This window comes from Flavobacterium flavigenum (assembly GCF_027111255.2).
Taxonomy (GTDB): Bacteria; Bacteroidota; Bacteroidia; order Flavobacteriales; family Flavobacteriaceae; genus Flavobacterium; species Flavobacterium flavigenum.
Genome location: NZ_CP114285.2, coordinates 4,961,657 through 4,985,797 on the forward strand (window position 1 = coordinate 4,961,657; position 24,141 = coordinate 4,985,797).

General features: G+C 35.4%; 17 protein-coding genes and 1 pseudogene. 11 read left to right on the forward strand and 7 right to left on the reverse strand.

What is annotated here, in order from left to right; translation table 11 throughout:
• Positions 1-212: 212 nt before the first annotated feature.
• The gene (locus OZP09_RS20675) at positions 213-3,221 is read left to right on the forward strand and encodes a LamG-like jellyroll fold domain-containing protein (protein WP_281309924.1); all 3,009 of its coding nucleotides are present in this window, start codon (positions 213-215) and stop codon (positions 3,219-3,221) included.
• Positions 3,222-3,299: 78 nt separating this feature from the next.
• Here the strand turns inward: OZP09_RS20675 and OZP09_RS20680 are convergent, their stop codons facing one another.
• Both OZP09_RS20680 and OZP09_RS20685 read right to left on the reverse strand, forming a co-directional pair.
• Positions 3,300-3,737 carry an acyl-CoA thioesterase gene (locus OZP09_RS20680; protein WP_269235510.1) on the reverse strand — a complete coding sequence of 146 codons (438 nt, stop codon included), beginning with the start codon at positions 3,735-3,737 and terminating at the stop codon, positions 3,300-3,302.
• A gap of 167 nt (positions 3,738-3,904) precedes the next feature.
• Complete coding sequence (locus OZP09_RS20685) at positions 3,905-4,585, reverse strand: hypothetical protein (RefSeq protein ID WP_269235511.1); 681 nt, start codon at positions 4,583-4,585, stop codon at positions 3,905-3,907.
• Positions 4,586-5,033: 448 nt separating this feature from the next.
• Between OZP09_RS20685 and dnaK the strand changes: the two genes are divergently transcribed.
• The 6 genes and pseudogenes from dnaK to OZP09_RS20715 all read left to right on the forward strand — a co-directional run.
• Complete coding sequence (gene dnaK / locus OZP09_RS20690) at positions 5,034-6,917, forward strand: molecular chaperone DnaK (RefSeq protein ID WP_269235512.1); 1,884 nt, start codon at positions 5,034-5,036, stop codon at positions 6,915-6,917.
• A gap of 204 nt (positions 6,918-7,121) precedes the next feature.
• Positions 7,122-7,676 carry a helix-turn-helix domain-containing protein gene (locus tag OZP09_RS20695; RefSeq protein ID WP_269235513.1) on the forward strand — a complete coding sequence of 185 codons (555 nt, stop codon included), beginning with the start codon at positions 7,122-7,124 and terminating at the stop codon, positions 7,674-7,676.
• The gene (locus tag OZP09_RS20700) at positions 7,673-8,932 is read left to right on the forward strand and encodes a site-specific integrase (protein WP_281309925.1); all 1,260 of its coding nucleotides are present in this window, start codon (positions 7,673-7,675) and stop codon (positions 8,930-8,932) included. The genes OZP09_RS20695 and OZP09_RS20700 overlap by 4 nt, the downstream gene beginning before the upstream one ends.
• Positions 8,929-9,678, forward strand: a complete 750-nt coding sequence (locus OZP09_RS20705; protein ID WP_269235514.1) for a hypothetical protein — start codon at positions 8,929-8,931, stop codon at positions 9,676-9,678. Before OZP09_RS20700 ends, OZP09_RS20705 begins: the two co-directional genes overlap by 4 nt.
• A gap of 107 nt (positions 9,679-9,785) precedes the next feature.
• Positions 9,786-10,127, forward strand: a complete 342-nt coding sequence (locus tag OZP09_RS20710; protein WP_269235515.1) for a helix-turn-helix domain-containing protein — start codon at positions 9,786-9,788, stop codon at positions 10,125-10,127.
• A gap of 62 nt (positions 10,128-10,189) precedes the next feature.
• Positions 10,190-10,372 (forward strand): annotated as a pseudogene (locus OZP09_RS20715) (DUF2867 domain-containing protein); the annotation flags it as partial.
• A 141-nt stretch (positions 10,373-10,513) separates the two neighbouring features.
• On the opposite strand, the gene OZP09_RS20720 reads toward OZP09_RS20715, so the two are convergent.
• A complete protein-coding gene (locus tag OZP09_RS20720; protein ID WP_269237928.1) occupies positions 10,514-10,705 on the reverse strand; it encodes a cold-shock protein in 192 nt (63 codons plus the stop codon).
• A gap of 671 nt (positions 10,706-11,376) precedes the next feature.
• Positions 11,377-12,882, reverse strand: a complete 1,506-nt coding sequence (locus OZP09_RS20725; protein WP_269235516.1) for a PAS domain-containing sensor histidine kinase — start codon at positions 12,880-12,882, stop codon at positions 11,377-11,379.
• A gap of 405 nt (positions 12,883-13,287) precedes the next feature.
• Between OZP09_RS20725 and OZP09_RS20730 the strand changes: the two genes are divergently transcribed.
• A complete protein-coding gene (locus OZP09_RS20730) occupies positions 13,288-13,632 on the forward strand; it encodes an aldo/keto reductase (protein ID WP_269235517.1) in 345 nt (114 codons plus the stop codon).
• 191 nt (positions 13,633-13,823) lie between these two features.
• Here the strand turns inward: OZP09_RS20730 and OZP09_RS20735 are convergent, their stop codons facing one another.
• Positions 13,824-14,282 (reverse strand): hypothetical protein, encoded by a 459-nt coding sequence (locus tag OZP09_RS20735; RefSeq protein ID WP_269235518.1) that lies wholly within the window; start codon positions 14,280-14,282, stop codon positions 13,824-13,826.
• A 414-nt stretch (positions 14,283-14,696) separates the two neighbouring features.
• Here OZP09_RS20735 and OZP09_RS20740 point away from each other — a divergent pair, with 414 nt between their 5' ends.
• From OZP09_RS20740 to OZP09_RS20750, 3 genes are all read left to right on the forward strand, one after another.
• The gene (locus OZP09_RS20740) at positions 14,697-14,990 is read left to right on the forward strand and encodes a hypothetical protein (protein WP_269235519.1); all 294 of its coding nucleotides are present in this window, start codon (positions 14,697-14,699) and stop codon (positions 14,988-14,990) included.
• Between the two features lie 86 nt (positions 14,991-15,076).
• Positions 15,077-19,456, forward strand: coding sequence for a CusA/CzcA family heavy metal efflux RND transporter (locus OZP09_RS20745; RefSeq protein WP_281309926.1), 4,380 nt, complete (start codon positions 15,077-15,079; stop codon positions 19,454-19,456).
• A gap of 4 nt (positions 19,457-19,460) precedes the next feature.
• A complete protein-coding gene (locus tag OZP09_RS20750; protein ID WP_269235520.1) occupies positions 19,461-20,591 on the forward strand; it encodes an efflux RND transporter periplasmic adaptor subunit in 1,131 nt (376 codons plus the stop codon).
• Between the two features lie 949 nt (positions 20,592-21,540).
• Here OZP09_RS20750 and OZP09_RS20755 read toward each other — a convergent pair.
• Positions 21,541-22,155 carry a hypothetical protein gene (locus OZP09_RS20755; RefSeq protein WP_269235521.1) on the reverse strand — a complete coding sequence of 205 codons (615 nt, stop codon included), beginning with the start codon at positions 22,153-22,155 and terminating at the stop codon, positions 21,541-21,543.
• Positions 22,146-23,375 carry an ATP-binding protein gene (locus OZP09_RS20760; RefSeq protein ID WP_269235522.1) on the reverse strand — a complete coding sequence of 410 codons (1,230 nt, stop codon included), beginning with the start codon at positions 23,373-23,375 and terminating at the stop codon, positions 22,146-22,148. The genes OZP09_RS20755 and OZP09_RS20760 overlap by 10 nt, the downstream gene beginning before the upstream one ends.
• Positions 23,376-24,141 lie beyond the last annotated feature (766 nt).

A 24,141-nucleotide genomic window follows, 5' to 3' on the forward strand; every position in this document is an offset into this window, starting at 1 on the left:
TAACGGCGGTATTTATAAAATTAAAGCTTACCATTTTAAAAGCAAAACATAAAATCTTAAAGTTATCAGAAAATTAATGCTGTAAGAAAGATTTTTTTTAAAGAAAATGTGATAAATAGTAAGCAGTTAAGCAGCATACAGGATGCAACAGGACAGACTCTCAACGGCTTATAACTATATTAGGTATAACTATTTAACCAATTTAACCAATTATGAAAAAAATTACCTTAACGTTTAAGCATGCGCTTAAAGTTTTTATGGTCTGTGTATTAATCACCACCTTCAGTGATTTAAAAGCCCAGACACTGGCATTTCCGGAAGCTACAGGTTTTGGAAAATTTACCACAGGAGCAAGAGGAGCTGCAAATCCTCAAATTTATTTAGTAACCAATTTAAATGACAGCGGACATGGGTCTTTTCGCGACGCCGTTAGTCAGGAAGGAAGGTTTGTTATTTTTAAAGTAGGGGGGATTATAAACGTAGCTTCTCCAATTTCTATTGCAAAAAATACGACTATTGCCGGGCAAACAGCTACAGGAGAGGGAATTGTACTGTTAGGAGCAAAGGTTTCATTTACAGGAGCTAGCAATACGATTGCACGCTATGTTCGTATTCGTTTCGGGGCAACAACTCAAAATCAGGATGCGTCAGGTATTTCAAATGGAGCCAATATAATTTTAGACCATATGAGTTTTACCTGGGGCACAGATGAAGTCTTCTCGGTAAATTGGGACGGTAAAGGTACAAGTCCAGATAATATTACAATCCAGAATTCAATTATTGGGCAGGGAATGCACCGTCACAACCATTCAGCCGGAGGATTAATGCAGCCTTCTGCTGGTGGTAAGATAAGTTTGATTGGAAATTTATATATATGCAATAAAACCCGTAACAATAAAGTAAAAGGAATCAATGAATTTGTAAACAACGTTGTATATAATTGGGGAAATTATGGAAATACATACGGACATACCGAATCTGGAGATGCCTATATTATGGGTGGAGATTCCGCCGGCGGATCAGATGTCAACATTATCAATAATTATTTTATAGGTGGACCAAATACAAGTTCTACAGTTTCATCACCTTTTAACCGTGGAAATGATAACTTCTCATTATATGGTTCAGGAAATTATTTTGATAATAATAAAGATGGTGTTTTAAATGGTGCACTAGTTCCTTACGATTTAACAGGATATCCTACCGGAGATTTATCAACTCTTTTGTCAATACCGTATGATTATCCAATGAAAAATCCAACATTGTCTGCTGTTGATGCTTATGATAAGATTGTATCAAGCGTTGGAGCTTCTTATCCAAGGCGAGATCAGGTAGAAAATTTAATGATTTCAGATTTGATGTCTAAAGGCACAACAGCTACTTATGTATATGTTCAAAGTGATTTAACCAGTAAATTTGGTTTCATCAACGGAGGTGCCGGACATGTTTATGGTGCTCCGGCTTCTTTGGATACAGACAATGACGGTATGCCTGATGTATGGGAAGGTGCCAATGGTTTAGACAAAAACACTCCGGATGCATTGGCTGTTAGTACAACAAACGCTCCTTATCTGAATATCGAGGTGTATATTAACGGATTAACCAGTACAACACCTTCAGATTTTATTATTCCGCCATCTAATGTGAATTTTACGAATGTGGTTTCAACAGAAGTTCCACCAGCAAGTTCTTTAAAAATCAACTGGATTGACGGCGCGATTAACGAGGACAATTATATCGTAGAGCGTTCAGAGAATGGTACAGATTTTAATGTAATTGCTACTCTTGGAGCAAATACTACAAGTTACAATGACTCAGGTTTGCTTCCAAATACGCAATATTATTATCGTGTTAAAGCAAAAAACAGCGCAGAATCATCAGTATATGAAACGGCTTCGGTAATTACACCGCCAATTCCGTCAGCTCCAGTTAAAGCGTCCGCACCTAATCCGGCTACAGGACTTACTAACATTCAGCTGACAAGCGGGAATTTATCATTAAAATGGAGTGGAAGCACAAATACAACAACTTATGCTGTTTATTTTGGTACTGATCCTTTAAATTTAGCTAAGCTGGCTGATGTAGCTTATGTTGCAGCTCCAACTTATCAACTTACAGGATTAAGTCCGGCAGTAACTTATTATTGGAGAATTGATGCTTCTAATGCTAAAGGAACAATAACCGGTGATGTATGGAATTTTCGCGCGCTGACACCAGAACTTGTTGGTCATTGGCCGTTTAAAGAAGCAGCAGGAGAAGGTCAGCAAATTGAAGATATTTCAGGCTATGGAAACAACGGACAATTAGATGCGGCTTTCGATAATAGTAATGTGAGAGTAGCCGGAAAAGAGAACAATGCCATAGATTTTGCAACATTAACGCCTAATAAACTTATGGTAAGTGTTCCTAATCAGGATAATATTTTATTTGATAAAAATTCTTTTACTGTTTCATTTTGGATGAAAGCTGATGCCAGTTTAATACCGGCAGGTTCAACATTAAGTTCCTATATTTTATGCAAAGGGTCGATAACAAAAAATACGACTACAGGAGCAACAGGAAGAAGGTTTAATGTAGAAATTAAAAGCAATCAATTACGTTTTGCGATAGATGATGATAAAACAAAAACGGAACTTGCATCATCATTAGCAGCGACCAGTTATTTTACAGGAAATTGGGTGAATGTAATTATTATGAGAGATGTTACCGCATCTAAATTAAGAATATATACGAATGGTGTTTTTACTAATGAGAAAACTGATGCAACAGGAACAGCTGTAGGGATTGGAGAAGCAACAGATTTAGTAATTGGGAATATCGGGGCACTTGAACTGTTTGCCAATACTACTCCGGCACCTTACAAAGGTTTATTTGATGAACTTAAAATATTTAATTATGCACTAACTGCAACAGAGATAACGCAGTTGTATAATCAAACGTTATTGAGCAATGATAAGTTTACACAAAATAAAGTTAGTGGTACTGTATATCCTAATCCTGCAAAAGAAAAGATTTTTATCAGTATTCCAGGTTATAAACAATCATATGTTACAGCGACTTTAAGCGATGTGACAGGAAAAATTATTCTTAAGGAAAAAATTTCATCTGACGGAAATGGCGTTTTTAAGTTAAACATTGCAAATAAAAAAGTATCAGGACTTTATATTTTAAATGTTTCAGGAGAAAATTTAAACAGCAATTACAAAATTATGGCAGAATAAGAGCAGAATATTTGTCATAAAAAAACCGTTACATTCATTTGTAACGGTTTTTATAATTTATAAAAAATTGGATATTTTTTAAACTCCTACGAAATCGTCACTTTTTGGAAAAATGCTCAATGCCTCGACAGCAATTTCAGGTGTTGGAGAAGCCAGTTTTCTAAGTTTGGTATCCATCCAGGCACCATCGACTGTAATAGTGGCACAAAGTGTATCGTCTTCTCGGCGGAATTCGTGAATGATAGACCAACGTGAAGCATCGGCCTTCATTTTGGATGTTTTGGTATGAATAAATATTTTATCCGAAAGTTTTAATTCTTTTCTGAAAACACATTCTTCCCTAAATAAAACAGGTCCAAAACTTTGTTCCTGCATTACTCTTAAGGTTAAACCTAATTCGTTTAGGATTTCAATACGATGCTGGGCGCCAAAATCGTAATAAGCACTGTGACGTACATGAAAATTAGGATCAAGATCCGACCAGCGAAAGGATATTTCTTTTATAAATGAAGCCATTTTTTTGTATTTTGTAGATAAATTTAGGATACGAAATTACTAATATAATGAAACGGTTTTGTTGAAAGTTTAGTACTTTTACTTAAGGATTGTTATTTCTTAGAAATCTCTATATCGCAGATAAACTTCTGTCGGGATTAATTCGGGAAACTTTTTTTGATAGCTTCCTATGGGATGATTATTTTTCGTTTAATTTTTCTTTCGATTTCGGGTAATAGTTTATCATTTAAAAGGGTATTCATGCTTTTTTCAATATTTGGAAAATTTGGAGGACTAAGTATATTTTTCTTTTTAATATTGGTAATATTCCCAGCATTAAAATTTGAAATTACTTCATTGGTATTTAAATTTATAAAAGTATTATTTAAAAAAATATTTGTCATTTTATCTCCAGCAATAATTACTGTTTGTTCAAATTGTAATCCAAAATAACCATTCACAATAAGTAAATATTCCAAATTGTATTTCATTTTTATATTTTTTAAATTTTCGCTTAAATATTCATGTTTTTCGGAGTAATAATCGGGGTAGTTTTCGCTATTAATTGTTTCATTTATTTGAGTAACTTTAAGATTTAAAGAGTCTAAATTTTTCAAATATGCATTAATTATTCTTTCAGTTGGATTTCCTGTTCCTGTTTCTAAAAATTTATAGGCACCATAAAAGAGGTCCTTTTTTTCTAAAACTGTTGAATCAACAATTGGATTACCGATCGCTTGTCTAATTATTTTACATGGACCATCTATATTAAAAATCACCCCTATTTTCTTCTGTTCAAAATTTTGTGAATAGCCAAAATTAAAAAGTGTAATTATACTTATTAGAAGAAAGTTTTTTTTTAGTTTCATTTTTTATTTGACTTAGTATTGAATATAATTTTTTCTAAATAGGATATTTTTCACGAAGATAATTCTTTTGATCAATTTGTATTACTAAATTATTAATAGAAATATTAACTAATAGTCATTTTTAATATTCAGTTTCTTCACAATCCATTACAAAGGAACTTACTGATCAGGTGCTTAACAAAATTTTTTATAAACTTAAAATAGGTATCCTTATTATGGCTGGGTTCGCCATAAAAGATATAGCGGAATAGCAGGAACTTAGCTCCTAAAATGACAGCTAAACTATTAATATGCCATGATTGTCAGATATTAAAAATGCCATGTTGGCAGATTTTTTTTGACATGCCAATAGCAAACTGACAAATTATATTGGTTTTTTATCTTGGCACAAAGATTGACTTATGCCACATGAGTTTAAAAATTAAATCAAAAATTAAATATATAAAAAATGGGTAAAATAATCGGAATTGACTTAGGTACGACGAACTCTTGTGTTTCTGTAATGGAAGGTAACGAAGCAGTTGTTATCCCTAACGCAGAAGGAAAAAGAACTACTCCTTCTATCATCGCTTTTGTTGAAGGTGGAGAAATTAAAGTAGGTGATCCTGCAAAAAGACAAGCAGTAACGAATCCTACAAAAACGATTGCTTCTATTAAACGTTTTATGGGACACACTTTTGCTGAAACAGCTGAAGAGGCAAAAAGAGTTCCTTACAGTGTTGTAAAAGGTGACAACAATACACCACGTGTTGATATTGATGGTCGTTTATACACTGCTCAGGAGTTGTCTGCAATGACACTTCAAAAAATGAAAAAAACTGCTGAAGACTATTTAGGTCAAACAGTTACTGAGGCAGTTATTACAGTTCCTGCTTACTTTAACGATGCCCAACGTCAGGCTACTAAAGAAGCTGGAGAGATTGCTGGTCTTAAAGTGATGCGTATCATCAACGAGCCAACTGCTGCTGCACTTGCTTACGGATTAGATAAAAAAGGTAAAGATCAAAAAATTGCTGTTTACGATTTAGGTGGAGGTACTTTTGATATTTCTGTTCTTGAATTAGGAGACGGTGTATTCGAAGTATTATCTACAAATGGTGATACTCACTTAGGTGGAGATGATTTTGATCAGGTAATCATTGACTGGTTAGCTGACGAATTCAAATCTGAAGAAGGTATTGATTTACGTTTAGACCCAATGTCATTACAACGTTTGAAAGAAGCTGCTGAGAAAGCAAAAATTGAATTGTCTTCTTCTGCTGAAACTGAGGTAAACTTGCCATACGTTACAGCTACTGCTTCAGGACCAAAACACTTAGTGAAAAAATTATCTAGAGCTAAATTTGAGCAATTATCTGATTCTTTAGTAAAACGTTCTATGGAGCCAGTTGCTAAAGCATTAAAAGATGCAGGTTTATCTACATCTGATATCGACGAAGTAATCCTTGTAGGAGGTTCTACGCGTATGCCAAGAATCGCTGACGAAGTGGAGAAATTCTTCGGTAAAAAAGCATCTAAAGGTGTTAACCCTGATGAGGTTGTGGCTATTGGAGCTGCTATTCAGGGTGGGGTTTTATCTGGAGATGTAAAAGATGTATTGTTACTTGACGTAACTCCATTAGCTTTAGGTATCGAAACTATGGGGGGTGTAATGACAACTCTTATCGATGCTAACACGACTATCCCAACTAAAAAATCTCAGGTATTCTCTACAGCTGCTGATTCTCAGCCATCTGTTGAAATCCACGTTTTACAAGGGGCAAGAGCAATGGCTGCTGATAACAAAACTATCGGTCGTTTCCACTTAGATGGTATTCCACCAGCACCAAGAGGAGTTCCTCAAATCGAAGTTTCTTTCGATATTGATGCTAACGGTATCATCAAAGTTTCTGCAACTGACAAAGGAACTGGAAAATCTCACGATATCCGTATCGAAGCTTCATCTGGTTTAACAGCGGAAGAAATCGAAAAAATGAAAAAAGATGCTGAAGCTAACGCTGATGCTGACAGAATTGCAAAAGAAAGAGCTGAAAAATTAAACGAAGCTGACAGTACTATCTTCCAGACTGAATCTCAATTGAAAGAGTTAGGAGATAAAATCTCAGCTGACCACAAAACAGCTATTGAATATGCTTTAACTGAATTGAGAATGGCTCACCAATCTCAGGATCTTGACGCAATCCAAAAAGGATTAGATAATGTAAATGCAGCTTGGAAAACAGCTACAGAAGCAATGTACGCTCAGGGTGGTGAAGGTCAACAAGCAGCTCCGCAACAAGAGCAGTCTTCTGGAGATAACGTTGAAGACGTTGAATTCGAAGAAGTCAAATAAGTACTGATTAACATCAGTTAATAATAAGTGTTAAACCGCTGTAAACGTAAAGTTTACAGCGGTTTTTCTTTTTTGTTCTTTTTCGTTTATATTGTTTTTTAGTCGTTTTTTATTATATATTTGTATCATATTTGTACCGGCACTTAAAAGGCGATAATGTGGCACTTATGTATACTTATGGCACTTAAATTGGGGATAAAGGCGATGAAAAGAATAAACAAACAATGTCTTGTATGCGGGGAAGTGTTTCTGCCCAAGACCGTAACTTCTGTCTACTGCTCGTCAAAATGCAGTAAAAAAGCATACAAGCAGAAGATGAAGCAGCTTAAAAATGAAGCAGACATCAAAGCGATGATAGAGAAAATACCGCAGGATAGGGCATTTCTTTCCGTCTCTGAGGCTGGCATGCTTTTTGGAATTGCCAAAAGAACCCTCTACAGACTTGTGGAGCAGGGAAAAATTCCGTCAGTTAATCTTGGAACCCGCCTTGTAAGGATCGACCGCAGAGTCATGGAAGGGATGTTCGGCCCTGCCCTAAGCCTGCCGCAGGCTGAGAGCGCACCGAAGAAAAAATTATACAGCCTTGAAAGAGAAGACTGCTATTCGATTGGTGAAATTGCTCAGAGATTTCAGATATCTGAGGGGTCTGTCTACAGCCATATCAGGAAATATTCAATACCTACCAGGCAGATCGGAAAGCATGTATATGCTCCAAAAAGCGAAATTGATAACTTGTATAACGGAAATGATTTTATATGAAACAATTAGCAAAAACCAAGGTAACTGTGCGTCTTCGAAAAGCAGAAGACCGAGAGGAATGGTATGTCTACATAGAAAGCTATCCTGTTGAGGTTTCCGGAAAGAAAACGCCACAGAGAATCCGTGAATACTTAAACAGAACCGTAAAAACCGTGGAGTGGGACAAACAGAGAACCGCCCGTACAGATGCGCAGGGCATAAAATCCTATAAGCCCAGACGCAGCGATAACGGAATAATAATAACCAGAAGCGAAACCGACCGTGAAATAATGCTCTATGCTGACGGGGTGCGTAAAATCCGTCAGAAAGAATACGATAATATAGATCTGTACAGTGATGCTGAGAACCTATTGGCTGAACAGAAAGAAAGAGGAAAAGAGGATTTTATCAGATACATTGCTTCTGTAGCAGCTAAAAGACACGCCCGAAGTTCAAAATCCATTCAGATCAATTGGGAGCGGACCAAAGAATTTTTAAAAAGCTACTCTGCAGGCAGTCTGATGTTTTCTCAGATTAACATCAGAATGGCGGAAGATTTTAAACTCTTTCTGCTGGGTGCGCCGCTCGGAGGAGGCAAAAAAGGAATACTTTCCCTCAACACTGCAGCAAGGTATTTTTCCATTTTTAAAGCAGCTTTGAAACAGGCCTTTATCGACGGATATCTGACTGTTGATCTGTCTTCAAAAATAAAGGGCATCCCGGAGCAGGAATCAAGACGCGAATATCTTACCATTAAAGAATTGAACGTGCTGGCTGAAACGCCCTGTGAGAAAGATGTCCTTAAAAGAGCCGCGCTTTTCTCAGCGCTTACCGGCCTGCGGCATTCCGACATTCAGAAACTCCGCTGGAAAGAGATAAGCCTGGAAGAGGGCATGGCCAAACTGCATTTCACCCAGAAAAAAACAAGGGGTGTCGAATATATGCCTATTTCTGAGCAGGCTTTGCATCTCTGCGGAGAACCAAGGCTTCCCGGGCAGCTTGTTTTTGAGGATCTGCCGGACCCGTCGTGGATTTCACGCCCTCTGAAAAAATGGGTTGAATCTGCAGGAATTAAAAAAAACATTACCTTCCACTGCTTCCGCCATACATTTGCAACACTGCAGCTGTCCAGCGGGACAGACATCTATACGGTCAGCAAAATGCTTGGGCATACCAACGTAAAAACTACTCAAATCTACGCCAAGGTAATAGATGAGAAGAAAAACAGAGCTTCGCAGGCAATACAATTGGAATCTTTAAAGAAAAGAGCGCAATGAAAATAAAGTACTTCGAATATATTACAGTTTACCTGTCTGTTTTTTTAGTCTGTGTCTTTGTCGGTGTAATCGGAAGACTGGTGCTGCTGGAAAAAGGTGCGGATGAATATACGGCCGGCGTTTTCTTTTGGATCAGCACTGGATTTGGAGTTTTAATGTTTGCAATTCTAAGCCTGTTTCTAAACGATTTGGCTGAGAGATTGGTGAATCGTTTTTTGAAGGCTGAAAAAAAGCAATCGCTTGAAAGCCGCATTACAAGTGAGGACCTGGTAAAAATAGAAGAGGAGCGGCAAGATGCTTTAATTAAGCCCGAAATGCCTGAAAATAAAAATTCAGCCCTTGATATTGAGAAGATAAGGGAGGAGCGTCAAAATACAGCCAGAAATCAAAAACAGGAAAGGATTGATACAGCCATCCGTTATGCGCTGCAGGAGTTTGCGCTGTACGTTTCGGATGATGATCTGGAACAATTGGGCAGGAATATAATGATATATGCTGAAGGCATAAATTTCGAAAATATTAAGCCGGTAAAAGTAAAAGATCTGTCCAATCTGGATCTGTATCATTTTGGCTGGAATATCTGGAATTGCTTTAAAGCCAGCAGGCAGGACAGAGCCGCACAATTTTTAAAACTGACTTTTACCGACGCTTTAAAAGATGTTGAGCAGAAAAGCATTAAAACGCATCTGAAAGATGATGAACAGAAAGGGCTTATAAAGATTATGGAAGATCTTACAGATTTTTAAATGCCGATACTTGTAAATCAGTGTGTTTTTCAGGTGTTTCTGCTGTGAAGAAGGACACAGCAGAAACACTTTTTTCATTTGCACCATAACTATTAAAAACGATAGCTGTGGATACAAACGAAATCTCTTTTGAGAACCTGCCCAAAGCAGTAGCGCACTTAGTGAAAGAAATTGCCGAGATCAAACTTCTGATTCATAATGTGCAGGTATATGAATCTAAAGAAAAAAGTATTCCTATCGGTATTGAAGAAGCAAGCCGGCTCATAGGAAAAGCAAAGCCTACAATTTACGCTCTTGTAAGGCAGAGAAAAATTCCTTGCTATAAATACGGTAAAAAGCTGTATTTTTTTGAAGAAGAACTTTTAGAATGGATTTCTAAAGGAAAAAAGAAAACAATACAGGAAATCGAATCAGAAGCATTGAAATTTAGTCATAATCGACATAAATAGCCAGCATGAATATTTTTCCGCTTCATTAGATCATCAAAACCATTTAATTCAAAGTGATACGCGGGAATGCGCTGGATTTGTGGCGTGTGGCCTATGCGGACAAAGCGGAGAGAAAACTTATTATATATGACGAAATGAAACTGCCAGGTGAGGCCTGGCTGGAATTTAAGATCATTAATAATGATTTATATCAGGCCGAAACCTTTACACCCAGAGGACTTATGGGCAGGCTGTACTGTTACTGAGTGCTTCCCTTTCATGGTTTTATATTTGGGGAATGCCTAAAAAAATAATCTAGTAGGATAGAAAATGGCTGCTGTATTGGTTTGTAATAAAAAAAGCACCTGCCTGAGACAGATGCTTTATCAAAGTGGTCTTATAGTATGTTAAGCTATTATTACATTTACTGCGTTTGGCCCTTTTTGGCCTTCTTTTATGTCGTATCGAACCGAGTCGTTTTCACGGATATTTTCCGATAGACCAGAAACATGGACAAAAATTTCGTTTCCTCCGTTGTTTGGGGTTATAAATCCGAAACCTTTTTCTTCATTGAAGAATTTTACTTTACCTTCTTGCATCTTAAATATTAATTTGTTCAAAAATAGTGTATTAAAATGCGGTAAAGGGTAAAAAAAAATTAAATTGTGTTTTTATTAACTTTTAGTACGGTTCTTAAATTCATAACTGTTGCTATGAATGCTTTTTTTTATTTCTTTTTACTACAATTTAAAAAGATTATAATGCAAGTATCTGAAGTATTTTATTAAAGAGAAGATAAGATTTTTTCACACTAGATCTTTTATTAAAAAATGCGACAATTGATTCAAAAAAGAGGAAGATGTTAAATGTTCCTCTTTTTTATATATAACTGTATTTTATTATTTGCTTATCTGTATTTTTCCAGCGACACTGGCACTTACGTCGGATTGTGCATGCACTGTAAGTGTGTTTCCAGATGCTCCGTTAAATATTACCGTCATATTTAAAACAGAAGTGTCCATATGCGTGTAATATCCATTGCCATAACTTATTAAAGGTGCGACAGTAAAGCAAGTCGATTCAGCACATTAACGTAAGATTTTTATCTTTAATATAAGGCAGCGCTTTTCTAAGTCTGGCAATTTCTGCATGCTGGGCTGTGCATTAAGATATTGAAATAAGCCAGAGATTGATATAAAGAAAAAACTTTTTCATTTTACTGTTTTTTGAAATATCTCCTAAATTTACAAATCGGCAGGATCTGGTAGAATTAAATTGCAGATTTGGTCTGTTTTAATGGAAGTGTCACTGTAAATTCTGCACCATTATCTTTTTTTCCTGAAGCGCTGATTGTTCCATTATGTCTTTTTGCTATTTTTCTGCAGAGCGACAGACCCAGACCGTTTCCTTCATACTCATCTTTGGAGTGCAGCCGTTCAAAGTCCTTAAAAATTCTATCAGCGTAAATTGGATCCAGTCCAATTCCATTGTCTGTAATTACTATCTTTAGAAAATCCAAATCGTTATCTTTGATAACTGATGATTTTATGGTAACACGAGGAGGCTGATCCGGTTTTGAAAACTTTAGAGCATTTTGAATAAGATTGTAAAAGAGCTGGTGTATGAGAATTGGCGCTCCTTCTATATCGGGAAGCTGACCGGTGATAAGAATTGCTCCTTTTTCTTTTATTATAAGCTCAAGATCTGTCTTTACATTCTTAATAATCGCATTGAGATTTATTTTTTCAACAGTCTGTATTGATTTGTTAATAGTAGAATAGGCTAAAATCCCTTCAATAATATTCTGCATCCTTTGCGTGGTCTGATCTAGTTTTTCAAAATACCTTTTAGATTTTTCCTTTAAAAAATCCTGCGTCTCAATTTTTAAGAGATTATTAAAAAATTTAATTTTCCGAACAGGCTCTTTAAGATCATGGCTGACAATACGGGCAAAATGAAGAAGATCATTATTGGAGCGGCGAAGCTCTTCTGTGTTTTCTGCGACCTGTTTTTTTAATTCTTCCTGAAACTTCTTCTGCTCATTAATATCCAGAATAGTTCCTATAATTGTCTGGGGTACGCCATTTGGATCATGAACAATCTTTCCGGTAATTTTTACCCACTTCTCCGATTGATTCCTGATTATTCTTGCTTCATAAGAAATAAGCCCTGTAATTTCGGCTTCTCTATGTGCATTCTCGCGGACAGCCAGATCTTCTGGATGTATTTTTGAAATCAATTCATCAATATCTTTCAGTTCATCAACTGCTAGAATCTGCTTAAAGTTTCCGCATGCAGTAACTTCTCTGGTTGTTAGATTTATCTCGTATGTTCCTATGCCGGATGCATCAATTGCCATTTTAAGCCTTTCATCTGCCTCACGGTTCTTCTGTCTGGATTCATGAAGTTCGGTTACATCGGCAGCAGTATTTAAGACACCGTATATATTTCCATCTGAATCGTAAAGAGGAATAAAACTATAGTTAAAGTAATAGGATAAAATTACTCCATTTCTGTTTACTTCTACTTTTTCATCACTGGCTTGAATTGGTATGCCCGTTTTTAAAACGCTCATAGCCTGATTAGAAAAATACTCTTTTTTTGAATCTGGAAGCACTTCAATAAATTTTCTTCCCATCACCTGCTTTCCTCTTCCCCATGTTTCAGTCATAGACTGATTGGCAAATATAATCTTCAGGCTGTCACCGGCATAGACAGCAGTGGGCAGCAGGGTATTGTCCGCTATGTCTTGCAGAAGAATCGTGTTTGTATGCATGGATTATGATTTTTTGGTGCTGTAAAGTTATTTTAATGTTGATTGATTCAATTATCCCAGCTCAACGAGATGTTTCATAATTCCCATGTTTGTTGTGGGAATTATGTAAATTCAAATTATATTTAAAATTGGGGTAAAAATTGATTTTAAAACAGTGGAGAATGTCGGTAATTTAGATGGCAGCTTAATTTTTTTTGAAATGTTAGTTTGCTCTACTCTAAGACTGATTTATAATCTCTTTCAAAAGCAAATATTTTTGCCATTACTTTATTTTTCAAATTATCATAGATGCCGAAAAAAAAAGATAACTGATAACTAAATGATTATTTCTAACCTTTTGTATATCAGTAATATAAAGTGATACCTAAGCAAATACCTTTGTATTTCAATTTAAAAAATAAAAAGATGAATTACAAACTTTTAGGAAAGAGAACAGGTTTACCGGTTAGTGAATTTACAATAGGTGCCGGAAATTTTGGGCAGGCATGGGGATATGGCATGGACTCAAAAGAAGCGGATAGAATAGTTTCATTTTATACTGAGCATGGAGTAAATCTTATAGATACATCGGATACATATCAATGCGGCGAATCAGAAATTCTTGTAAAAGCAATAGCCTCCAAACGAAATGATCTGGTAATCACTACCAAATATACCAGAGGAATAGTCCCGGAGCAGGCTTTAGGAAAGCTTGGCAACCATCGTAAAAATATGGTTCAGCAGTATATTTTAATGTTAGGTTTACTTTAAGTTATCGAGATGTTGAAGAAATAAGGAAGATAATGGGAGTGACTGTGGATCATGCTGAGATCCAACGCCGGATTTATAAATTTACAACTTATATTGAAGCTATTTTTAGCAGCTCTTCCCGCTATTCGTCCCAATCGTTTTCGCCGAACACCAGCAAAAAGGTAATTTCAATTCTATCGCAGCCTGCTGATTTAAAGGGAGCTTTTACTGCCTGGTATCATTTGATTATCGTAATTATTCTTTAGAATTTTTGCCGCTACGTTAAGTTCTACATAAACAAGTATGCAGATAATAGCTGTTTCAGTTGAAAAATAAATCAAACCAAGAGCTGTAATCTGTTCATAATGAATAAATAAAAAGATTAAAATTAACACGCAGTAAAGTAAATTGGCAAAACTTATTATTCTTATGTAAATCCTCCATTTTTCTTTCAGCAGTAAGAAGCATAATGCTGAATAAAGACAGAAAAAAGCCGCTATTGACCAAAGTATGGTTAGTGTAGTTTTAGGCATGCCAAAATACTTGGTAAGATTTTGCAATACGGCAAAAAGTAATAGAGCAGTAAGAAAAGCTCCTATGCTGTCAATTAAAAAAAGTGTCTTAGGTTTTTTGACTAAGTGATTTGTCAATTTTTCAATAATCCTATTCATTTTCAATGGTAATTAAGAACTAATTTAAGTTTTTTTTACTTAAGAGTTTTTCCTGTTTGATCAATAATAAATATTTATTTAATATTCACCACAAAAAAATAGCAGTTAGTTTGAATTTAGGATTACTGTGTAAAAAGTTTAAATAATTCGTTTATTTTCTAACTGATATAATGCCGTTAAAGTATTTTAAAATTGATAAACCTTTAAAATTTTTAAATTTTAAATTATATAAATTAAATTTACGCTGCTTTATTATTATAAAATCATAATAGTATCTTAGATCTTGCTTAAGAATATTGATTATTTTAAAACATGGCTTAAATTTGCCTGGTGCGAAAACTCATTATATATATCTTCGTTTTTCTAATTGTATCCAATATTGGGTTCTTTCAGCAGTTTTATAAACTGCCCGTATTGATTGAACATTATAATGAACATAAACAAAGACAAAACGTAAGTTTTATTGATTTTCTTGAGATGCACTATTGGGGAGAAGATTTAAACGATAATGATACAGATCGTGACATGCAGCTGCCTTTTAAGCATATTTCAAGTTCTTCTTTCCAGCTTGTATTTGTTCCTGCAGATAAGGCTGTATTTAATATCTCTATTAATATTGGATTTTCAAAGTCTGACAGTATTCCTTACAAATCTAATTTGTATTCTAATCCCGCTTTATTCTCGGTTTTCAGACCTCCTATAGCATAATTTAATTTTCGAAGATTTTTATTGTGGTTGGAACATTTTTATGTTTTGGCCATGACATTATTATTTCAAAAAAATTAAATCAAATTATGCTCAATAAGATCATTCAATTTTCAGTTAAAAATAAACTGGTAATTGGTGTCTTCACTTTGCTGTGGATCGTCTACGGTGTTTTTGAAGTTACCCGTTTACCAATTGATGCCGTTCCTGACATCACCAACAATCAGGTTCAGATTATTACAACCGCGCCGTCTTTGGGTGCCGAAGATGTAGAACGTTTAATCACTTTTCCGATAGAACAAGCGATAAGCAATATTCCACAGCTTAAAGAAAGCCGCAGTATTTCCCGTTTCGGACTTTCGCTTGTAACCATTGTTTTCGCCGATGATACTGATGTGTATTGGGCACGTCAACAGGTGGCAGAACGTTTGCAAAAAGTAGAGATTGCTGAGAATGCCAGTATACCGGAAATGGCTCCCGCAACAACAGGTTTAGGCGAAATTTATCAATATGTTTTAAAACCCCAGCCCGGTTATGAAACCAAATATTCGCTTGAAGATTTGCGTACCATTCAGGACTGGACGATTCGCAGACAGCTTCTTGGAACTCCTGGAATTGCTGATGTGGCAACTTTTGGGGGAAAGCTAAAACAATATGAAATTGCCGTAAATCCGTCGCGATTGAAAGCGCAAAATCTGACTATAAAAGAAGTTTTTACGGCTTTAAGCAGTAATAACGAAAATACGGGAGGCGCTTATATTGAAAAAGGACCAACTGTTTTGTATATCCGAAGCGTTGGACTGACCCGAAATATTAAAGATATTCAGAATATTATTGTCAAAAATACGCAGGCAGGAACTCCCATTTTAATTAAAGATATTGCCGAAGTAAAAATGTCTTCTGCAATACGTTACGGCGCTTTAACGACAGATGATATTGGCGAATCTGTTGGTGGAATTGTAATGATGCTGAAAGGCGAAAATGCCAATAACGTTATTGTTAATGTAAAAAAACGTGTTGCCGAAATTGAAAAGATTCTGCCAAAAGGTTTGAAAATTGAACCTTTTTTAGATCGTACCAAAATGGTTGACAATGCAATTGGTACAGTAGAAAAAAACCTGATTGAAGGTGCTTTGATTGTGGTTTTGGTTTTAGTTCTTTTTCTTGGCAATTTACGAGCCGGATTCATTGTGGCTTCTGTTATTCCGCTAGCGATGCTGTTTGCCATTATTATGATGAACACTTTTGGCGTAAGCGGAAATTTGATGAGTCTTGGAGCGCTCGATTTTGGTCTAATTGTCGATGGTGCGGTCATTATTGTCGAATCGATTCTGCATCATATTCATAGCGCCAAAAAATACAAAGGAATCGATACTATTTCACAGCAAGAAATGGACAAAGAAGTTACAGGTTCTGCCGGAAGAATGATGAATGCCGCGGTTTTTGGACAAATCATTATTCTGATTGTTTACCTGCCAATATTATCACTGGAAGGAATCGAAGGCAAAATGTTCAAACCAATGGCACAAACTGTTGCTTTTGCGATTTTAGGAGCATTTATTCTTTCGCTGACTTATGTACCAATGGTCAGCGCTTTATTTATCAGTAAAAAAATCAGCCATAAGCCTAATTTTTCTGACCGAATCATGATAAAATTAGAAGGTTACTATGAAAATTGGCTGTCTAAAGCTTTAAAAGTTAGAAAAGGAATCGTGGTTTCGGCTTTCGTTTTATTCGGGATCGCTTTGCTGCTTTTCAGCCGAATGGGAGGAGAATTTATTCCGCAATTAGAAGAAGGCGATTTTGCAGTAGAAACCAGATTGCTTTTAGGAACCAATCTTTCGACCACAACAGAAACCATTCAGAAAATTTCAAATACACTTAAAAAGGAATATCCAGAAGTAGAAAAAGTAGTTTCGAGAATTGGTAGTGCCGAGATTCCAACTGATCCAATGCCTATCGAAGGCGGGGATATGATTATTGTATTAAAGGATAAATCAGAATGGACAAGCGCTTCTTCGTTTCCGGAACTCGCAGATAAAATGACTAAAACGGTAAAACAAGTAGCTCCGGGAGTTACAACCGGTTTTCAGTTTCCGGTGCAAATGCGTTTTAATGAATTAATGACGGGCGCCAAACAGGATTTGGTCTGTAAAATTTACGGAGAAGATCTGGATAAACTGGCTGAATATGCAGAAAAATTGGGCTCAATCAGTAAAACGGTCAAAGGTGCAGCAGATTTATATGTCGAAAAAGTAACCGGAATGCCTCAAATCGTAATTGATTATGATTGGGCCGAAATGGCGAAATACGGCATTTATGTTTCAGATATCAACCAAACGGTAAATGCTGCTTTTGCAGGAGCTGTAGCAGGAAGTATTTACGAAGGCGAAAAGCGTTTTGATATGGTGGTAAGAGTTGAGGCAAGCGGTCGAAAAGATATAGATGACGTTCGAAACCTGTTGATCTCAACTCGTTCAGGAATACAGATTCCGCTTTATCAGGTCGCTTCTGTAAAAGAAGTGGAAGGACCTAACCAAATTCAGCGAGAAGATGCTAAAAGAAGAATTATCGTTGGGTTTAACGTAAGAGGTCGCGACGTAGAATCGATTGTGGAAGAGTTGCAGAAAAAAGTCAACAGTCAGATCAAATTTGATCCCGGTTATTATATCACTTACGGTGGTACTTTCGAAAATTTACAACAGGCAAAATCACGTTTGGGAGTTGCTGTTCCGGCAGCTTTGTTTATGATTTTGGCTTTATTATATTTTGCTTTCAGATCGTTTAAAGAAGGAATTATCATTTTTACTGCCATTCCGTTATCGGCAATTGGTGGTGTTTTTGGTTTGGCTTTGCGTGATATGCCTTTTAGTATTTCAGCAGGAGTTGGTTTTATTGCATTGTTTGGAGTGGCAGTTTTGAACGGAATTGTACTAATATCCGAATTCAATCGAATACAAAAACAGGGCGAAATTACAGATCCATTTCAAATTATCATTACAGGAACCAAAAACAGATTGCGTCCCGTATTAATGACGGCTGCGGTAGCTTCTTTAGGATTTTTGCCAATGGCTTTGAGTAATGGAGCAGGAGCAGAGGTACAGCGTCCGTTAGCGACAGTTGTTATTGGCGGATTGATAACGGCAACTTTGCTGACTCTTTTTGTGCTTCCGGCCATTTATTTAATGACGTATCATACTAAAGTATTTTCGAAAAAAAACAAAAAAAATAAAATGGATAAACTGACTTTATTGCTTGTTGCTTTATTGGTTACAGCTTCAGTACAATCACAGCAAAAGCCTGTTTCTTTAGATGAATCCTTATCAATTGCACTTCAGAATAACAGAAGAATTAAATCGGCTCAGTTGAACGAAAAATCTAAAGAGCAATTGCAAAAATCGGCTTATGATATTCCAAAACTAGCTTTAGATGCTGATTATGGCCAGTTTAATAGCAGTGTTAATGATTCTCGCTTTGGCGTAAGCCAGACTTTTGCTTTTCCAACACTTTATACCCATCAGAAAAAAGCATTGCAGGAAAATTATAATGTTGCCAAAGCTACATCACAACTGACTTCGCAACAGATTAAATCGAATGTAAGAAGTTTGTTTTATTATTATATCTGGTTGAATAGCAAAAAAGAATTATTGGCTTACGCCGATTCTATCTACAGGTTAATGGAACAGAAATCTGATTTACGTTATAAAACAGGAGAAACCAATGTATTGGAGAAAAGCGCTTCTCAATCGGCTAGACAGTTTTATACCAATCAGCTTACGATGGTCAATAAAGATATTGCCATTACCTTAAAATCTTTTAATACCATATTGCAGGATAGTCTAGTGCATGTTCCGGCTTCGGCAAACATTAAACATGATTTTGCTATTTCGTTAAACGAAAAAATAAATACGGCTGAACTTCCGCAAATCAAGCTATCAAATCATGAAGCAGAAGCGGCAAAATGGAAATGGAAAACAGAGCAGGCTAAACTAATGCCGGATATTACGGTAGGATATAATAATCTAAGCATTATTGGTACACAAACCAGTGCTGCAGGACAGGAAGTGTATTATGACAACAGTCACAGGTTTAGTTATGTGAATTTAGGATTGTCATTTCCGTTATTTTTTTCGAGTCAGTCATCACGCAATAAAGCAGCTAAAATTGAATATGAGAATTACAAAATGATGGCCGAATCGGTAAAAGTCGAAATGACAACTGAAATCGCCAATGCGGTTAGTGAAGCCGAAAAATATAAAGAAAGCCTTTTTTATTACGAAAATGAAGGACTTAAAAATGCGACTGTTATTATTGATGCAGCAAACAGCCAACTTGAAAATGGAGACATTGATTACCTGCAATGGGTTTTGGTCGTAAATCAGGCCATTACCATTAAAAATGAATACCTCGACAGGATTAACGATTATAATAAAGCGATCATTAACCTGCAAACACTCACTAATTTATAATATAATGAAAACATATAGCATCACAATTTTTAGTCTTTTATTTCTGGTTTCATGCCACAGCGATAAAAAGAATCAGGAGAAAGCAGTAACACAAAAACAGGAAAATACCATTCAGTTAAACAACGAACAAATTAAAAACGCCGGACTTGTTGTGGGAAATCCGGAAGAAAGAACGGTTAAAGGAATATTACAGCTACAGGGAACTGTAACGGTTCCGCCAAAAAGTGTTGTTTCGGTTAGTATTCCGCTTGGCGGCTATATTAAAAAAACAGATTTGATGGCAGGAATGCACGTTCGAAAAGGACAATTATTAGCCGTTGTTGAAGATATGCAATACATACAACTGCAACAGGATTACCTTACGGCGAAAGAAAAATTTCAATTGGCTAAAAGCGAATACGACCGACAAAAAGAACTAAATGCCAAGAAAGCAAGCAGTGATAAATTGTACGAGCAAACGGCTACAGAAATGCAGACACAGCGTATTTATATGTCTTCACTGGCACAAAAATTATCGTTATTAGGGATTAATGTAAAAACACTGTCGGCTTCAAATATCAGTAAAACGGTTTCAATTGTTTCGCCTATAAATGGCGTTGTATCTAAAATTAATGTAAATGTTGGGAAATATATTGCCGCCACAGATATGCTTTTTGAATTGATGCAAATGAGCGATATTGTTTTGGTTATGAACGCTTTTGAGAAAGATGTTCATTTGCTTTCAACAGGACAAACATTAAGTGCTTTTACAAATGCTAATCCTTCGAAGAAATTCCCTGCAAAGATTGCTTATATCAACCGCAGTCTTAACGACGATCGTGCAGCCGAAGTTATTTGTAAAGTAAACCAATACGATCATGCCTTAATTCCAGGGCTTTTTATTAATGCTGAAGCCGAATTTGAAAATGAAAAAGCCATTACAGTTCCGGAAGACGCGGTAGTAAGATGGCAGGGCAAGTTTTTTGTTTTCGCTTTAAGCGGAAATAATCAATACAAAATGGTGGCAGTAGAACCGGGAACTACAACGGATGGTTTCCGTCAGATTAAATCTTCGGTTGTTGATAAAACGTCAAAAATTGTGATTAAGAATGCTTATACACTTTTGATGACTTTTATGAATGGCGGAGATCAATAAGAGTTTTTTATACTAGCAGCAATAAAGGGGATAGTCTAAGCAGCTATTCCCTTTTTTTATTCAAAAGGGCTGATAGATATCTTTGATTGATATCTGCTTTTAAGTACTGAAAATCCTATATAGAAATTAGGGAATAACCAGTTTTTTGCCTCGAGCGAACAGTAGAAAATAATCGAAAATTGGACCTTTATAAAATCTGTTGGTAAAATGGGTTTGGATTAGCAAGGATGCACTTAAATCATATTAGGGATCTCTCCATGCTATAGAATCCCCGGACGACATCCAAATCAAATTAAAACAACAACTACTGCCACATTTTAGCTGAACTATGCAAAACTCTTTAAATCTTCCATAAATTTTATGGTAATTTTTTATTTCGCGGCCACAAAGCCAATTGACGCCCGATGAAGATAATTGGCGTCATTTTTTATATATAGTATAATCAAATAAACTCTGTTTTATTTTTACTTTTATTTTCTTTTTTAGCCTCCTTTCTCCATCTGCCTACTCAATTTTTCAGCATCGATTGCTTTGCCAGTCCGCTTGATGGTTTTTTTATTGCCATAAGCTCGATAAAAGTAAAAGAAAATGAAGAAGATTACAAATTCAAAACATTATGATATGTTTGCCCTTTCTCAAGCAGTGCTGGTAAGTGTCAAAACAAATTCTGTATAGAAGAGAATATTTCTGCATGCTCTTAAAGCCGAAAAAATTATCTTTAAAGAAGGTATCTTTAAATCATGAAATACATCAACAAACATTCTAAATCAAAGGATTCATACACTGATGCCTATTATTAAGATTCAATGCAAAATCCTTTTTTTAAAGCCGCATATTTATCCGGATATGGAGGATAAGATAGCATCATTAGGCGCGCAAATCTTGTGATTTTTATGCAACAAAAAAACTTCATTGTTTTTGATGCAATGAATTTTTCTTCAACTTGATTTTAATCTATAGTAAAACTGGTTTGGACCTTTAACTCAACACCAATTTTATCTTTTAAAATTTTCTTTTGTATCATCTCTGACTGATGGGTACGAAAGAATGACTTATTTGAAACAATTGGCTCAATAATTATGTTGGAAAGATTTGGATGATGCTCTTTAAAACTTAAGATCGTTTCTTCAAATTTTCTTCTTGCATCAATCAGCCAGTCACCTTTTGGACGATTTTTAATTTCAAAAAATAATATCCATTGATCATCTTTATATAAAAAACCTTCACACCTTTTTATTATTCCTCGGTCAATTGTATTTACGTTATCGGAAGAAAACCCATTAATACTGCTGTTATCATCACTAACATCATATGTTCCGGTCCTAAATATATCCAGACAATAGTCAATTGCTTTATATTTTACTTCTATTTTTTTTGGGTTTTCTATCGTAAAATCCCATTGATTTTCTTTGTCTAATAAAACAATTGCAGGTATGCGTGTATTTGCATTTGCATCACTTATACCAAAACGATCATTGGAAAAAGGAAAATGACATTCAATAGATTGGGTTTGACAATTACCGACCAAATTATTACAAGGCACTGAAAAAAAGTTTATTGGCATAATTCGTCTTCAAGGTCTAACAGGTTAGAAAAAAGTTCATTTGATTCTGCAAGAACATCGTTCAGATAGTTTTTGTCTGAAGGAAGTCCTTTATAAGTTTCCAGTTTACTAATGCTGCCACTTGTTTCTTCCAATTGATATACAACTAAATTATTTCCATTAAGCGTAGAATTTAATGGAACGATTTCATCTAATCTATTTTTTAATTCAGCAGATGATTTTTTCACTTTATCTTTTAATTTGTCTGCTTCAACAGCTAATGTTAGATAATTTATCAAATATGGGCTATGTGTTGTCATTATCAGTAGATTACTTCCGTTGTTGTATGCTAATAGACTATTCAATAACAATCTTTGTGAACTTGGAAATAAATTCTGTTCGGGCTCTTCAACGATATTGACAAAGTACCTGCTGACATACTTTTCATTTATTCTTTTTTCTTTTGTTCGTATTGTTTTTTCATCAAGCGCTAACTTATTCAACTCTTTTAATTCATTATTTCTGCGAATGGTTTGATCAGTGCTTAATAATTCCAATAATTTCTTTTCTCCCTGCTTTACAAATTCAATTAAATATTTTGTTACCCAGTATAATGGTACTATGGAGTGGAAGCCGCTTGACGCATCAGAAAGTTTTAATCTTTTACCCCCATCAAATTCGAGATAGTTTTCATCTTCTTTTGGATCATAAACAACTTTAGTATCGTTTATAGGCAGTTCAATTGGTTTTCCTTTGTGAGAAAGCTGAGCGTTACGAAATTCAACAGAATAATTTTTTAAGCTTCCCACAATCAGGTCAGAAACCTTGTTGATGTTAGTAATTGAACTTAGAAAATTCCGCTCTGCGGGAACATACATAATTTTTGGCTGCTTGACCGATTTATTGTTTAGTTTTATTGCACTAACAGAATTTTCAGCAAAAACAATATGATACGAAACTCCTTTATATTCGAGCTTTGTATCAGTAAATAAATAATTTTCTATTCTATGAAATTCTATAAGTTCAATAAAATAGTCAAAGGAAATATTACTAGCCTTTACATCGCCTCTTACCAATGCTTTTTCTAACCATATAAATGAAGAAATTAACTTTGCTAGTGTACTTTTTCCTGAGCCCTGATTCCCAATAAATACGGTGACTTTGTTTACCTCAAACCAGCCATCATTATCCTGATAGCCATCTTTAATCGGTCCAAAATTCTTAATTCTTAATTTAATCATTGTTCAATAGGTAAGTTAAGCAAATTTACATAATTTATAAATCAAAAACTAAGAACAATCATCAATGTTATTTATAAAGAACTCTTTGGTCTGCTTAGAATTTTTACGAAATGTTATTTGCGTAAACTCATTTCTTTAGTCTATAATAACGCAGTATATGTGATATATTCGCTGTGCAGATGGAAGCCATTTTTAATCATTGGGCAAAAATCCGATTAACGGATAATGAAATAGAAAAGCTCATACAGTTCTGCTCTTGTTCCAAATAAGGAAATACTGAAATCCATTGAAGGGGACAGAGTAGAGGAACTCTCAACTTGTTTTGCCAATATGGCCGATAATGCTTTCCATTATGATATGAGCAACCTGGCATAATTGATGGACACCATCAAAGGAACTTTATTCTGATGGGAGGTAAAGCACAAATCTGCACACAGTTGCGTTTTAACCTTTCTTTGGATTTTACCACTAAAGGCTCGGACCTCTTGATTCTTAATTAGATAATTAAGACAAAAGTATGATAAGTCAGAAGATAAAAATGAAGAAATCATTGAGGCTGCCAATTTAGCCCAGACGATAAAGCAGGCTGGCTATTTCAGGAATTTTTCCATACCGATAAACTCTGTTAGCAGTTTGATAAAAAACGGCAGCTATTACATTAACTTATTCCTGATTCAGACCTGAGGCGGAAAATGGCTTGGCAGCAAACTTTTTTTAAATCTGCGTCCCGTACGACATGCCAGTTAAAATGAATTAAGCATTTTTT